Annotated in this window: 12 protein-coding genes; 9 read left to right on the forward strand and 3 right to left on the reverse strand. The window is 63.3% G+C overall.

Annotated features, from left to right (window positions below; all coding sequences use genetic code 11):
- Window positions 1-16: 16 nt before the first annotated feature.
- The 6 genes from HOQ23_RS10865 to HOQ23_RS10890 all read left to right on the forward strand — a co-directional run bounded on the left by HOQ23_RS10865 (window position 17) and on the right by HOQ23_RS10890 (window position 6,696).
- Window positions 17-937: a hypothetical protein gene (locus tag HOQ23_RS10865; RefSeq protein ID WP_172214623.1), complete on the forward strand. Its 921-nt coding sequence runs from the start codon at window positions 17-19 to the stop codon at window positions 935-937.
- Entirely contained in the window at window positions 934-2,328 is a 1,395-nt protein-coding gene (locus tag HOQ23_RS10870) for a lipopolysaccharide biosynthesis protein (RefSeq protein WP_172214624.1), read from the forward strand. The genes HOQ23_RS10865 and HOQ23_RS10870 overlap by 4 nt, the downstream gene beginning before the upstream one ends.
- Window positions 2,328-3,587 carry a polysaccharide pyruvyl transferase family protein gene (locus tag HOQ23_RS10875; RefSeq protein ID WP_172214625.1) on the forward strand — a complete coding sequence of 420 codons (1,260 nt, stop codon included), beginning with the start codon at window positions 2,328-2,330 and terminating at the stop codon, window positions 3,585-3,587. Before HOQ23_RS10870 ends, HOQ23_RS10875 begins: the two co-directional genes overlap by 1 nt.
- A 323-nt stretch (window positions 3,588-3,910) precedes the next feature.
- Window positions 3,911-4,648: a glycosyltransferase family 4 protein gene (locus HOQ23_RS21570; RefSeq protein ID WP_367650479.1), complete on the forward strand. Its 738-nt coding sequence runs from the start codon at window positions 3,911-3,913 to the stop codon at window positions 4,646-4,648.
- Between the two features lie 33 nt (window positions 4,649-4,681).
- Complete coding sequence (gene gmd / locus HOQ23_RS10885) at window positions 4,682-5,728, forward strand: GDP-mannose 4,6-dehydratase (RefSeq protein WP_172214627.1); 1,047 nt, start codon at window positions 4,682-4,684, stop codon at window positions 5,726-5,728.
- Window positions 5,725-6,696 carry a GDP-L-fucose synthase gene (locus HOQ23_RS10890; protein ID WP_172214628.1) on the forward strand — a complete coding sequence of 324 codons (972 nt, stop codon included), beginning with the start codon at window positions 5,725-5,727 and terminating at the stop codon, window positions 6,694-6,696. Before gmd ends, HOQ23_RS10890 begins: the two co-directional genes overlap by 4 nt.
- 59 nt (window positions 6,697-6,755) lie before the next feature.
- Here the strand turns inward: HOQ23_RS10890 and HOQ23_RS10895 are convergent, their stop codons facing one another.
- Both HOQ23_RS10895 and cysD read right to left on the reverse strand, forming a co-directional pair.
- Window positions 6,756-8,030 (reverse strand): sulfate adenylyltransferase subunit 1, encoded by a 1,275-nt coding sequence (locus HOQ23_RS10895; RefSeq protein WP_253945413.1) that lies wholly within the window; start codon window positions 8,028-8,030, stop codon window positions 6,756-6,758.
- On the reverse strand, window positions 8,030-8,944 hold the full coding sequence (cysD, locus tag HOQ23_RS10900) for a sulfate adenylyltransferase subunit CysD (RefSeq protein ID WP_172214629.1): 915 nt from the start codon (window positions 8,942-8,944) through the stop codon (window positions 8,030-8,032). Before cysD ends, HOQ23_RS10895 begins: the two co-directional genes overlap by 1 nt.
- Window positions 8,945-9,146: 202 nt before the next feature.
- On the opposite strand from cysD, the gene HOQ23_RS10905 reads away from it, so the two are divergent.
- Genes HOQ23_RS10905 through HOQ23_RS10915 form a run of 3 tightly spaced genes read left to right on the forward strand, consistent with a single transcriptional unit; the run spans window position 9,147 to window position 12,807 of the window.
- Window positions 9,147-10,460, forward strand: coding sequence for a UDP-glucose/GDP-mannose dehydrogenase family protein (locus tag HOQ23_RS10905; protein WP_172214630.1), 1,314 nt, complete (start codon window positions 9,147-9,149; stop codon window positions 10,458-10,460).
- Window positions 10,461-10,465: 5 nt separating this feature from the next.
- Window positions 10,466-11,596, forward strand: coding sequence for a glycosyltransferase (locus HOQ23_RS10910; protein WP_172214631.1), 1,131 nt, complete (start codon window positions 10,466-10,468; stop codon window positions 11,594-11,596).
- Window positions 11,597-11,616: 20 nt separating this feature from the next.
- Window positions 11,617-12,807, forward strand: a complete 1,191-nt coding sequence (locus HOQ23_RS10915) for a glycosyltransferase family 4 protein (protein WP_172214632.1) — start codon at window positions 11,617-11,619, stop codon at window positions 12,805-12,807.
- On the opposite strand, the gene HOQ23_RS10920 is transcribed toward HOQ23_RS10915, so the two are convergent.
- Window positions 12,791-13,360, reverse strand: a complete 570-nt coding sequence (locus tag HOQ23_RS10920) for an acetyltransferase (RefSeq protein ID WP_172214633.1) — start codon at window positions 13,358-13,360, stop codon at window positions 12,791-12,793. The genes HOQ23_RS10915 and HOQ23_RS10920 overlap by 17 nt on opposite strands.
- Between the last annotated feature and the right edge of the window lie 3 nt (window positions 13,361-13,363).

Here is a 13,363-nt window from a genome sequence, read left to right on the forward strand (position 1 = left end):
CGCTTGGCTTGTGCCGATGACGTTCTCGGACGGACGGGTCCTGGGCAACAACGGTGATCACCTTATGAACCGGATCTTCCGTAGAGTCCTGGAAGAGGACCTACAGATCGCAATCACTAGCACACCGCAGAACGCTGATCTCGTGGTCGTCCCTCCGAACGGTGCGCTGGTCGAGACCTACGCATTTCCGCGTCTACTCAAAGATCGGCTAATCGGCACAGAGCGTCTCCCCCTCGTGATCTTCCCGTCGTCCGCCTATTTTCCCAACGTGGATCCGACCGCGATGTTCGGAGACAGAGATTCCGAGACTGTTTGGATCTTGCGCGAGAAACACTCCCTGGATCATCTTGTCGATAGATGGGGTGACGTCCTGGATTCGGCGGAGGTATCGTTGATCTTAGATCACGACATTGTTGCGTCGGGTAACCAACACGTTACCGATATACTTGGGCCGCCACTCACTGGCGGCGGACTGCTTGTTGCAGCGCGCGAGGACCGCGAGGCGACACCGGCGGCGCTCGACAGTTCTCCGGCGTCCGCGGCGACGTCGCGCGCTTTCGCGAGACTGAAGCAGAGCGTGCCCCAAGGCGCTATTTATACCGCCGTCGCGCGCGCTTCCCGCAGGGAAAGGCGGGCGCATGCGGCGGAGACCCTGATGCGCGACGTTCCAAGCAGTATTAGGGGTGAAAGCGAGGAGCACAGTCGTCGCACTACAATCGACCTGAGTGCGCCCCAATATGCGACTTTCAAACGGTATCGCCGAATTCTTCAGTCGGCGGACATGGTCGTGACGAACCGTTTACACGTGGCCCTGCCCGCGGTCATCATGGGTAAGCGGGTCATCTTAGTTGAGGCTGGCTACCACAAGCTTCAGGGCGTGTATGAGCAGTCGCTCCGCGGTATGTCCAACCTTCTGTTCGTACCTCGCAAGCCTTGACGACGAAGACCACGGCGACCCGCGGTGTAGCGACCTTAACCCTTGGGTCGATCGTCGCGGCTGGGCTCGCTGCCCTAGCGCAATTCGTTCTGGCGATTTGGCTGAGCCCGGATGAGTTCGGGCAATGGGCTGCCGCACTATCGGCAACAGCGTTCTTAGTCGGAGTAGCAAACTTCGGTGAGGTTAACGGGTTTCTTTCAGGACGTTCTGAGTCATTAGCGAGATCAATGCGTATCGCCACGCTCCTGAACCTAGGGCTAGTGGCGGGCGTTTTCCTGATCGCAGGATTTTACTGGACTGCTGGGCGGCACGATGTGGCGCTGCTGTGCGTGGTCCTCGGGTTCACCGTGCCAGTGCAGGGACGAAACGGGCTGTTGCACGCGGCAGCGATTGATTCGGGCCTGTACGGGCGGGCTGTCGCTGCTCAATTGGTCGGAGCGGCGGTGAGGTTGGCAATCGGCGTCGCCGTGGCTGCCGCCAGCTCGTCAGCGATCGCTCTTGCAGTTGCGCAGTTGGGCGCTACGGTTGCAATGAACCTTGTTCTATCGGGTGTGCAACGTCGGGCGACCTTATCCGGGCCTGCGCCAGCCCGAGACGTGGTCGTGAGGACGACAGCCCGAGAACGCGCCGCGTGGGCCGTAAACTCGCTTCTGGTGACAATTCCGCTTCAGATCGGCTATTTTGTTGCTCAATTTGTCGCGGCGCCGGCAATAGTCGGACTCTATTATCTCGCCAACCAGATCGCACTGGCGGTGAGCGGTACTGTGTCTGGTCCGGTCGCGAAAGTGGTCCTCTCAGTACTCTCGAAGAGTCCCGCTGGGGTTAGAGAGGCGATTGCGTTTCGATTCGGCAGCCTGCTCGGGAGTGGAATGGCGGTAGTGGTTGGCATCGGAGGAACGGCAGCATTGTATGGCACAGACCGCGTTCCTGAGGAATGGTCGCAGGTCGTCCCTGGTGCCATCATCTTGATGGCAAGTCTTCCCGCCCGTATGACGACTCCGGTGGTGGATTCTTATCTCCAGTCGGTTGGGCGCTGGTGGCGGAGTAGTGCGTTTAACTTCGTCGATGCGATCGGGACCGCGATATGCGCATTAATGCTTTTGTTTGTGGATTTTATGGCATTCGCAATTATCCTGAGCGCTTGGAAGGCCTCCTTCGCCCTCGCTCGGTCGTCGATCGCGCTAGGTGAGATACCAGTCGGTCTGCGTGCGGCCGTTGCGATAGGATTCGAGATGTCCTTTATCCTCACGGTTGTTGGCACAGTCGTTGGTCCCGGCGCCGGGACGTTGTTAATCGGGGCCGGCGTGGTTGTGGCCAGCTGCCTTGTGGTCGGGCTACTTCGGAGAGCGCCAGAAGACCTAGGAATGAGTAGGACGGGGAGTCGGTCGTGATGAGTTCGGTCAGCGAGAGCGCGGGCGATGGCGGCCTGACGCGTGCGCTTATGATCAATGCGTACTCATACAAGAATGCTGGCGATGCGGCCATCATGCTTTCGAGTGCGCGGATCCTGTTCGAGAACGGCTTTGATGAGGTGGTCATCTCTAGTCGATACGACGATGGGGCGAACTACCGACCTCACGGCGTCGGCGTGGTATCCGAACTGATCCCGTTTCCGAATCGCGGTGACACGTCCGCGCTCGGGCAGGCTACAGCAGCGGCCTTCGGACTAACAGCGGCGGCTTTGTGTATCGCAGTCGGGACGTTTCTGCCCCGAGTCGGGCGAGTATTGTCGCGTTTCCTTCTCCCGCGTACGCGAGGGCTGCATGGCCGGTATCAGTTGCTAGCGATCGCGGGTGGGGGATACATGTATTCGGCGAAACGACTTCTGAACCTTAGTCTCTGGCACAGCTTGCTCACGATTCGGCTAGCGCAACTGCATATCGGCAAGACTGCGATGTTCCCGCAGAGTCTTGGTCCAGTGAATAATGCGTTTGATCGCTGGGTGATCGAACGTGCTCTGTCGCGCACGCAAGTAATAGTGCGCGAGCGCGAGTCGCTTGAGCGTTCTGTCTGTCCGCCAAGGGTCAGCGTATCGGCTGTGGTCCCAGACGTGGCGTTCTATCCGTTTCGAGATGGCGACGAAGTTGCCGCGGTCAGTTCGATTCCAACGGTTCGGATCGCCGTCATGGACTGGCGCTGGTCCACATCGGTGTCCGCGGAGGCATTCGACCGGTACAAATGTGAGATTTCAAAGTTGATTAGTCTGCTTGACAACGCTGGTTATCGCGTCGTTCTTGGCGGTCACTCGCGGCTTCCGGAGCACGACCAGGATGACATCGCAGTGGCACGTGTCATTGCAGAAGGAGTCTCGTCAGCAACCGAGGTAGACGATAATTGTGACGTCAGTCATCTTCTGAGCATGTATCAGAGCGCCCAGGTTGTGATCGGCACGCGGCTCCATGCCTGCATCATGGCGCTCTCCGTAGGGACGCCCGCGATCGCGCTTGCGTACCAGTCAAAGGCAGTCGGGGTAATGCGCGACTCCGGTTTAGAGCAATCAACTTTCATGGCCGATCAGTTTCGTGCTGACGAGGTTTTCAATCGGGTCCGCTCGTTGACTCAAGGCGGTGATGCGCGCCGTCGAGGCGTTGGGCGGTCGGCCGATATGCGCGCGCGAGTCGCGGACCATTACGGTAGGGTGCTTAAGTGATGCGAGACGTCGTTTTTTGGCTGCCGGCGATCAATCCCTACTGGCATGAGCGCTTTGTAGCGCTCCATTCGGCCGGCGAGGTCGATTTCGAGTGTTGGTTCTTGGATCACGTCGACCCAGACCGAGACTGGGTTGTTGATGAAGCGGATATGACGTACCCTCACACGTTTCTCTCGGACTCGCGCGAATCTCTGCTTTCAACCCTTCGGAAGCTCTACCTACGCGCGTCACCCGCTCGCGTTTTCACGTTCCATTATGAGCCTAGGCTTTGGTTGGTTTGGGCGCATAGGTTGAGGGGGCGCCATGTTGCGCTTTATTGCTTGATGACGTGGGACTCCTGGGTTCAGCGGTCCAAGTCCAAAGAGCTTGCCAAGAAGATCTTTTTCCGGCTAAGCAGTTCGACGCTTACTCCTGGCCCAGACTCGGATGCGTGGGCTCGTAGCTACGGTGCTCGGAATCTGTTCCGGCTGCATCACGCCGTCGATGTTGAGGCATTGAGCGCCGCGGGCTCACATCGTGTTGACTCTCCTGAACTGCGGCTTCTGTATGTTGGACGCCTGGTCGAGGACAAAGGCGTGCCCTTCATCCTTTCGGTTGTTGAGGACCTACTGGAGCGTGGGCTTCCGATCACTCTTCGGATCGTGGGCAGCGGTGCTCTAGAAGCCGAGGTTCAGTCGCTCGTGGCACGGTGGCCTGACGCCGTTGTATTTGACGGGTTCGTGCAGTCTGCTTCGATGCCTTCGCGTTACGGGGACTCTGACGTGCTGCTGTTCCCTACACTCGGTGACCCCTACGGTCTAGTGGTTGATGAAGCTCTTGCCGCTGGGCTGCCGGTCATCTCCTCGGATCGCGCAGGGGACATATCTTGGCGATTAGCCGATGGGCGGGGGTGGGTGCTCGACCCGGAGGCAGCGGGTGATTGGGCGGCTACGATCGAGCGGCTCGCGCGCGATCGCGAGTTGCTTTCACGGTCTCGTGCCGCTGCGGTTTTATTTAGTCGTGGGCATGACGTTCAGAGGTGGGCTACCGAAATTAAGCGGTGGGTCTCGAGCACAGCATAGTTGGTTGGTTTGTTCTTCGATAGGAGTGCTGGGATGGGTGTTCGACGCGCATTAATTACAGGCATCACGGGTCAAGATGGCTCTTACCTCGCCGAACTTCTGCTTGGTAAGGGGTATGAGGTTCACGGCCTTATTAGGCGTGCATCCACGTTTAATACTGCCCGCATTGATCACCTGTATCAGGACCCGCACGATCCAGAGGCGCGCTTGTTTCTTCATTATGGAGATCTCTCGGATGGAGCTCGGTTGGTTACTCTCCTTCATGAGATTCAGCCGGACGAGGTCTACAATCTTGCGGCGCAGTCTCACGTCCGCGTGAGTTTCGACGAACCGGAGCACACTGGCGATACAACCGGGATCGGTGCGATGCGTCTCCTGGAGGCGGTTCGAATGGCGGGTATTCAGTGCCGCTACTACCAGGCATCGAGTTCTGAGATGTTTGGGGCCACCCCGCCCCCTCAGAATGAAGAGACGCCGTTCTATCCGCGTTCGCCGTACGGTGCAGCCAAGGTGTATGCGTACTGGGTGACGAAGAACTACCGTGAGGGTTACGGTATGTTCGCGGTCAATGGGATTCTTTTTAATCACGAGTCTCCGCGCCGAGGTGAAACCTTCGTGACCCGCAAGATCACTCGGGCCGTAGCACGTATCAAGGCTGGCCTGGAGTCGCACGTGTACCTCGGCAATCTTGACTCCGTTCGTGACTGGGGGTACGCCCCCGAGTACGTCGAGGGCATGTGGCGGATGCTCCAGGCCGAGGAGCCCGACGACTTCGTCCTTGCTACCGGCGGTAACTTCACGGTTCGTGACTTCGTCGTTACCGCGTTCGAGCACGCGGGTTTGGATTGGGAGAAGCACGTGCGTTTCGACGAGCGTTACCTCCGTCCGACCGAGGTGGATGCACTCGTTGGAGACGCCGATAAGGCCCACGCGAAATTGGGCTGGAAGGCGACGGTCCAGACGGACGAGCTCGCGCGGATTATGGTGGACGCCGATGTCGCGGCCCTCGAGTGCGAGGGGCGGCCCTGGATTGACCAGGTGCAGCTCGGGGGCTGGCCGGTCGTTGGGGGCCGCGGGTGACGCCTGCTGTTTCGCAGCCGCTCGACCGCGACGCCTGCACATACGTCGCGGGGCATCGTGGGCTGGTCGGGTCTGCGATCCATCGCCGTCTGCTGGCGTCGGGATTCAACCATGTGATCGGCGAGCGCTCGTCTGTGCTGGACCTGCGCGATCGTGATCAGGTCTTCGACTACTTTTCGCAGCATCGGCCGAGGTATGTGTTTCTGGCTGCTGCGAAGGTCGGTGGCATCCTCGCGAACAGCACGTACCCTGTCGAGTTCTTGTCCGAGAATCTGCGTATCCAGACCAACGTCATGGATGCGGCTCTCGAGCACGGCACGGAACGTCTGTTGTTCCTGGGTTCATCCTGCATCTATCCCAAGCTTGCCCCTCAGCCGATCCAAGAGGATTCGCTGCTTACCGGGCATCTCGAGCCGACCAACGATGCTTACGCGATTGCCAAGATTGCGGGCATCCTGGGTGTTCAGGCAGTGCGTCGACAGTACGGCCGTCCGTGGATCTCGGCGATGCCGACGAACCTCTACGGCCCCGGGGACAATTTCTCCCCAACTGGTAGCCACGTTTTACCCGCCATGATTCGCCGCTACGACGAGGCGGCGAAGGCGGGTGCGGTCAGCGTCACCAACTGGGGTTCAGGATCGCCCCGGCGTGAGTTCCTGCATGTCGACGACATGGCGGACGCGTGTCTGCACCTCATGGAGCACTACGACGGCGCCAGCCAGGTGAATGTGGGGACCGGTCGGGACGCGACGATCCGGGAGATCGCGGACATCGTCGCGGAGGTCGTGGGCTTCGAGGGGAAGACCCTCTGGGACACGTCCAAGCCGGATGGCACTCCGCAGAAGCTTCTCGATGTCAGCAGGTTGCGCGACGCGGGCTGGGAGGCCCGGATCGGCCTACGGGACGGACTGAAGTCCACCGTTGAGTGGTACCGCCAGCACGTTGACAGCCTTCGGGAATCAGGCTGACACGCTAGACAAGGAAAGGCCCGGCGATCACTCGCCGGGCCTTTCCTTTCGATCTGCTGTCAGCTGGCGCTGTTGATCATCCCTGCACCGACGGTGATGCCGGTCGCCTCGTCGATCAGGATAAAGGACCCGGTGGTGCGGTTCTTCGAGTACGGGTCGCAAAGCAGCGGCACCGTGGTGCGCAGTTGGACGCGGCCGATCTCGTTGACCCCAAGTTCCTTGGTCTCCTGGTCCCGGTGCAGCGTGTTGACGTCCAGGCGGTACTGGATGTCCTTGACCAGGGCGCGGGCGGTGCGGGTGGTGTGCTTGATGGCCAACTTCTGCCGCGGCTTGAGCGGGGTGGTGGTCATCCAGCAGATCATCGCGTCGATGTCCTGGCTGGGCTGCGGCGCGTTCTTGATCCGGGCGATCATGTCGCCTCGGGACACGTCGACGTCGTCCTCGAGGCGGATCGTCACGCTCATGGGCGGGAACGCCTCGGTGATCTCGCGGTCGAACAGGTCGATCCCGGCGATCTTGGAGGTCATGCCCGAGGGCAGCACGACGACCTCGTCGCCGGGCTTGAGGACGCCGCCGGCGACCATGCCGCCGTAGCCGCGGTAGTCGTGGTGCTCATCCGACTTCGGGCGCACGACGTATTGCACCGGGAAGCGGGCGTCGATCAGGTCGCGGTCGGAGGCGACGTGGACGTGCTCGAGGTGGTGCATGAGCGTCGGGCCGGAGTACCAGTCCATGTTCTCGGAGCGGTTCACGACGTTGTCGCCCTGGAGCGCGGAGATCGGGATGACCTCGAGGTCCGGGATGTTGAGCTTGGTGGCGAACTGGGTGAACTCGGCGTGGATCTTGTTGTAGACCTCCTGGTCGAAGCCGACCAGGTCCATCTTGTTCACCGCGAGCACCAGGTGGGGGACCCGCAGCAGCGACAGGATCACAGCGTGCCGGCGGGACTGCTCGGTCAGGCCCTGGCGGGCGTCGACGAGCACCAGGCCGAGGTCGGCGGTCGAGGCGCCGGTGACCATGTTGCGCGTGTACTGCACGTGGCCCGGGGTGTCCGCGATGATGAACTTGCGGTTCGGCGTCGCGAAGTAGCGGTACGCCACGTCGATGGTGATGCCCTGCTCGCGCTCCGAGCGCAGGCCGTCGGTCAGCAGCGCGAGGTCGGTGTAGTCGTAGCCCTTGGACTGGCTGGTGGCCTCGACGGCCTCGAGCTGGTCTTCGAAGATCGACTTGGAGTCGAGGAGGAGACGGCCGATCAGGGTCGACTTGCCGTCGTCCACGGAGCCGGCGGTGGCGAACCTCAGCAGGTCCATCTTGTCGCTCTTGATGGTGCCCATCAGAAGTAGCCTTCCTTCTTGCGGTCCTCCATGGCGGCCTCGGAGAACCGGTCGTCGCCACGGGTGGCGCCGCGCTCGGTGACTCGGGCCACGGCGACCTCGTCGATGATCTCCTCGATGGTCGAGGCGGTGGACTCCACGCAGCCGGTCAGCGTGAGGTCACCGACGGTGCGGAACCGCACGGTGCGCTCCTCGGCGACCTCGCCGGGGCGGCACGGGTTGTACGGCGACTCGGTGAGCAGCATGCCGTCGCGCTCGAAGACACGGCGCTGGTGGGAGAAGTAGATCGAGGGGATCTCGATCCCCTCGCGGCCGATGTAGTCCCAGATGTCCAGCTCGGTCCAGTTGGAGATCGGGAAGATCCGCATGTGCTCGCCCTCGTGGATGCGCCCGTTGTAGAGGCTCCACAGCTCGGGACGCTGCATCTTGGGGTCCCACTGGCCGAACTCGTCGCGGTGGGAGTAGACGCGCTCCTTGGCGCGGGCCTTCTCCTCGTCGCGGCGCCCGCCACCGAAGGCGGCGGTGAAGCCGTTCTCCTCGATCGCGTGCAGCAGGGTGCCGATCTGCATGCGGTTGCGGCTGGTCTTGCCGTCGTCGACGACGACGCCGTTGGCGATCGCCTCCTCGACGCTCGCGACGATGAGGCGCACGCCCAGGCGGTTCACCCAGTTGTCGCGGGTCTCGAGGACCTCGGGGAAGTCGTAGCCGGTGTCCACCTGGAGCACCGGGAACGGGATCTTGGCCGGATAGAAGGCCTTCTCGGCAAGGCGCATCATCACGATGGAGTCCTTGCCACCCGAGAACATTAGGACGGGCTTCTCGAACTCGGCGGCGACCTCACGGAAGATGTGGATCGACTCCGCCTCCAGCTGGTCGAGCTGGCTCAGCCGGTAGTCGGCATGCGTTTCGGTCATGAAAACAGGGGACCTCTCATCGGGGTAGCAGCGGCCATCGTAGCGGCGAGTCGGCGCGGGGTAGGAAAGCGCACCTGACCGAGTGTGTTGGGTCACGCGGGGGGTGCGTGTCGGGGTCCGCTGGATGGGACCCGGACGTGCTCTGTATTACGTCTGGGGGACCCGCCGGACGGCGGTGCCGTGCGCCCCTACGATGACGGCCATGCGTATCTCCGTCTTCGGTTGTGGCTATCTCGGTGCCGTGCACGCGGCGTGCATGGCAAAGCTCGGGCACGAGGTGGTCGGCGTCGACGTCCTGCCGGCCCAGGTTGCCGCCCTCTCGCGCGGCGAGGCGCCCTTCTTCGAGCCCGGCCTGCCGGAGTTGCTCACCGAGGCGGGTGCCTCCGGTCGCCTCGCGTTCACCACCGACGCCACCGCGGCCGCCGAGGCCACCGTGCACTTCATCTGCGTGGGGACGCCGCAGAAGCCCGGCGAGAACGCCGCCGACATGCGGTTCGTGAACTCCGCGGTCGAGGCGGTGCTGCCGCTGCTCAAGGCCGGCGACGTCGTGGTCGGCAAGTCCACCGTCCCGGTCGGCACCGCCGAGGAGATCGCCCGACGCATCCACGAGGTGCAGCCCGAGGCCGAGCTGATCTGGAACCCCGAGTTCCTGCGCGAGGGCTTCGCCGTCAAGGACACGCTGCACCCGGACCGCTTTGTCTACGGGGTCGCCGATACCGAGCAGGGCCGGGCGGCCGCCGCCGTCCTCGACGCGGTCTACGCCGACGCGCTGGCCGATGGCACCCCCCGGATCATCGCCGACCTGGCCACCGCCCAGCTGGTGAAGGTCGCAGCCAACTCGTTCCTCGCCACCAAGATCTCCTTCATCAACGCGATGGCCGAGCTGTGCGAGGCCACCGGGGCCGACGTGACCCTGCTGGCCGACGCGATCGGCCACGACGCGCGCATCGGGCGCCGCTTCCTCAACGCCGGCGTCGGCTTCGGTGGCGGTTGCCTGCCCAAGGACATCCGGGCGTTCATGGCGCGCGCCGGCGAGCTCGGCGTGGACCAGGCGCTGAGCTTCCTCAGCGAGGTCGACTCGATCAACATGCGCCGCCGGGTGCGGATGGTCGACCTGGCCCGTGAGCAGTGCGGCGGCTCCATTGTCGGTCGCACCATCGCGGTGCTCGGTGCGGCCTTCAAGCCCGACTCCGACGACATCCGCGACTCTCCGGCCCTCAGCGTGGCCGCCCAGATGCAGCTCCAGGGCGCCAAGGTCACCGTGACCGACCCCCAGGCCATCCACAACGCGCGCAAGAAGTGGCCCGAGCTGGCCTACGCCTCCACGGTCAAGGAGGCGGTCCAGGACGCCGATGTCGTCATGGTGCTCACCGAGTGGCCCGAGTACGTCGCGCTGGACCCCGAGGAGCTCGCACCGCTCGTGCAGGGCAAGCAGCTCATCGACGGCCGCAACTGCCTCGACCCGGCCACCTGGCGGGCGGCGGGCTGGACCTACCGGGCGCTCGGGCGTCCGTAGTCCTTGTGAAGATCATTCAGGTGCTGACCTATGTCAGCGAGGACGGTGCATACGGGGGACCGGTCGCAGTCGCGCGGATGCAGTGCGAGCAACTCGCAAACCTCGGGCATGAGGTGCACCTCGTGGCGGGGTGGGATGGGAAAGCGAAGCTGACCATCCCGGGTGTCCTCGTTCATCTCCACCGAGTTCATAAGATCCCGGGGCTTGGGTTCGCGGGGTACTTCTCCGCTGGGGCCTTCAGGGAACTGAGAGCACTCCTGCCCAATGCGGACGCCGTCCACTTCCACTTCGCTCGAGATCTGGTGCAACTCCCCGCGGCGCGCTACGCCCAGCGCCGTGGTGCGCCGGTTTTTTTGCAGGCACACGGGATGGTGCGGCCGGATGGGCGGCTGCTGGCGAAGCTCCTAGATTTGGTTTTTGTCCGGCCTGTCTATCGGGCGGCTAAGAATCACTTCCTGTTGACCGACCGGGAAGCAAAGGACCTCGCTCTTGTGGAGAAGTCCGCGCGAAACGCGTCCATGATTCGAAACGCCGTGAAGGTCCCGCTCGTTCATGCGGCATGGCCAGCTATTGGTTCTCCTCGGGTTATCTATGTCGCTCGCCTTCAGGCGCGAAAGAGGCCCCTCGCCTTTGTTGAGATGGCTGCGATCCTTCGGCGGCAGGGCCTGGACGTCAGGTTCGACATGTTCGGGGCTGACGAGGGTGAAGGCCACGCGGTGCGTGCGGCGATCCGTGATCGTGAGCTGGACGATGTGGTCAGGTACCACGGACCGATCGGCCCCGATGAGGTTCTCGCCAAGCTCGGAGGTGCGCAGGTGTATGTGCTGCCGAGTGTCGACGAGCCTTTTCCGATGTCCCTGCTCGAGGCCATGGCCGTGGGTCTGCCGTCGGTGATCACGGACCAGACGGGCTTGTCGCTCGAGCTCGCAGAACGGGGTTCTGCGCAAGTGACCGACGGTTCGCCCGAGGTGCTGTCGGAGGCGGTCAAGGCACTGCTCACGGATCCGGAGAGGTGGGCTGCTGCCTCGGTCGCTGCCCGGGCCGATATATCGGCCCACTTCAGCTGTGAGGCGGTTGCCGAGAGTCTGGAAACTACCTACAGAGGTGGCAGTTTGCGTCAGGTGGTCGGTTCATGAGTCGTGCGAGAGTCCTCGTAGTGGGCCTGAACTATGCCCCCGAGGAGACGGGTATTGCCCCATATACGGCCGGAATGGTGCGAGGGCTGGCGCAGGAGTTCGACGTCAGCGTCGTGACGGCCTATCCGCACTACCCGCAGTGGGAGATTGCGCCGGGGTATAGCGGTTGGAGCATGTCTGAGTCAGATGCCGGTGTCCCGGTCCGTAGGCTGCGTCACTATGTGCCCGGGAACCCCGGCGGTGCTAGCCGCATCCTCAGCGAAGCATCCTTTGCTGCGCGGATTGGGTTGAGCCGCGCCGGCAAGCCAGATGCCATCGTCGCGATCACCCCCGCGCTGCTGCCGCTTCTGCCCGCTGTGGCGCAGGCCGCGCGCCGTGGCATCCCCGTCGGTGTGGTCGTCCAGGATCTTTACGGCAAGGCGGCGAGTGAGCTCGGCCTGATGGGCGGCAGGCTTGACCGCGCCGTGAACGCCTTGGAGGGTCGCCTTCTCCGTTCCGCGTCGGCCGTGACCACGATCCACGAGCGGATGGCGCGCTCTATCGCCGATGACCATCGTGTTTCCGCGGATCGGCTGAGGGTCATCCCCAACTGGACCCACATCTCACCGCCCACCGGTGACCGCGACAGCACCCGCACGCGGCTCGGGTGGGACGGTGAGTTCGTGTTGCTGCATGCGGGCAACATGGGCGCGAAACAGGGGCTCGAGCATGTCGTAGAGGCGGCGCGCCTCGCCGACGAACGCGGCACCGACGTGCGCATCGTTCTCATGGGAGATGGCGCGCGCCGTCGTGGGCTGGAGGCTCTGGCATCAGGTGTCCGTCGGGTCGAGTTCATGGATCCGGTGCCTGGCGCCGAGTTCGCGGACGTCGTCGCCGCTGCGGACGCGTTGCTCCTGCACGAGCGTCCTGGCCTCAAGGAGATGTGCGCGCCGTCCAAGCTCACGTCCTACTTCGCGGCGGGGCGCCCGGTCCTCGGAGCGACCGACCCCGACAGCGCCGCGGCCTTCGAGATCCAGGCCAGCGGGGCTGGCATCGTCGTCGAGCCCGGTGATCCGTCGGCGTTCTTGGAGGGACTCGCCATCCTCCAGAAGGAGGACGGCACTGCCCTCGGAAGCCGTGGGCGTGACTACGCCACTGGACGGCTGTCCGAGGAGAACGCCATGGACTCCTACCGGAACTGGGTGCGGGACCTGATCAAGCGGGGTCGCTGAACCTCTCGCCCACGACGCTCGGGTCGGACGACCCGAAGATGGCGTTGGCCGGCACGGTGCCTTTCACGACTGTGTTGGGGAGGATCAGAGCAGATCGCCCGATCTGCGAGCCTCCGAGGACCATGCAGCGCGACGTGACCCAGGCGCCCTCCTCGATCACGACCGGTCGGGTCAGCAGCGCCATGTCCCGCTTGAAGGCGTGAGTGCCGGTCGTGACGAAGGAGTCCTGACTGACCACCGCGTCGTGGCCGATCGTCAACTGGTCCTGATTGTGGAGCCAGACCCGCTCGCCGATCCAACAGCGGTCTCCCACCGTGAGCTTCCACGGGAAGCGAACCTTTAGGCCTGGGCGCATGATGACGCCCTGCCCGATCTGCGCGCCGAACTTCCTCAGGACCCACACCCGAAGGGCAGAGCTGAGCTGGTAGCTGTTCGTCACGAACACGATCTCGCACAGGCTCCAGAGTGCGACGACCCATAGCGGTCGGTCCCATGACTCGCGCGATCCGGGAGCTTTGGACAGGTCGATCACGGGAACATCGGAGCTGGGCATGAC

The organism is Nocardioides sp. zg-DK7169, assembly GCF_013155365.1.
Classification (GTDB): Bacteria; Actinomycetota; Actinomycetes; order Propionibacteriales; family Nocardioidaceae; genus Nocardioides.

Bases quoted from the DNA above. Each gene is read 5' to 3' on its own strand.
- HOQ23_RS10865 (WP_172214623.1), top strand. From the start codon at position 17: ATGACGTTCTCGGACGGACGGGTCCTGGGCAACAACGGTGATCACCTT.
- HOQ23_RS10875 (WP_172214625.1), top strand. From the start codon at position 2,328: ATGAGTTCGGTCAGCGAGAGCGCGGGCGATGGCGGCCTGACGCGTGCG.
- HOQ23_RS21570 (WP_367650479.1), top strand. From the start codon at position 3,911: ATGACGTGGGACTCCTGGGTTCAGCGGTCCAAGTCCAAAGAGCTTGCC.
- gmd (WP_172214627.1), top strand. From the start codon at position 4,682: ATGGGTGTTCGACGCGCATTAATTACAGGCATCACGGGTCAAGATGGC.
- HOQ23_RS10895 (WP_253945413.1), bottom strand. From the start codon at position 8,030: ATGGGCACCATCAAGAGCGACAAGATGGACCTGCTGAGGTTCGCCACC.
- cysD (WP_172214629.1), bottom strand. From the start codon at position 8,944: ATGACCGAAACGCATGCCGACTACCGGCTGAGCCAGCTCGACCAGCTG.
- HOQ23_RS10905 (WP_172214630.1), top strand. From the start codon at position 9,147: ATGCGTATCTCCGTCTTCGGTTGTGGCTATCTCGGTGCCGTGCACGCG.
- HOQ23_RS10920 (WP_172214633.1), bottom strand. From the start codon at position 13,360: ATGCCCAGCTCCGATGTTCCCGTGATCGACCTGTCCAAAGCTCCCGGA.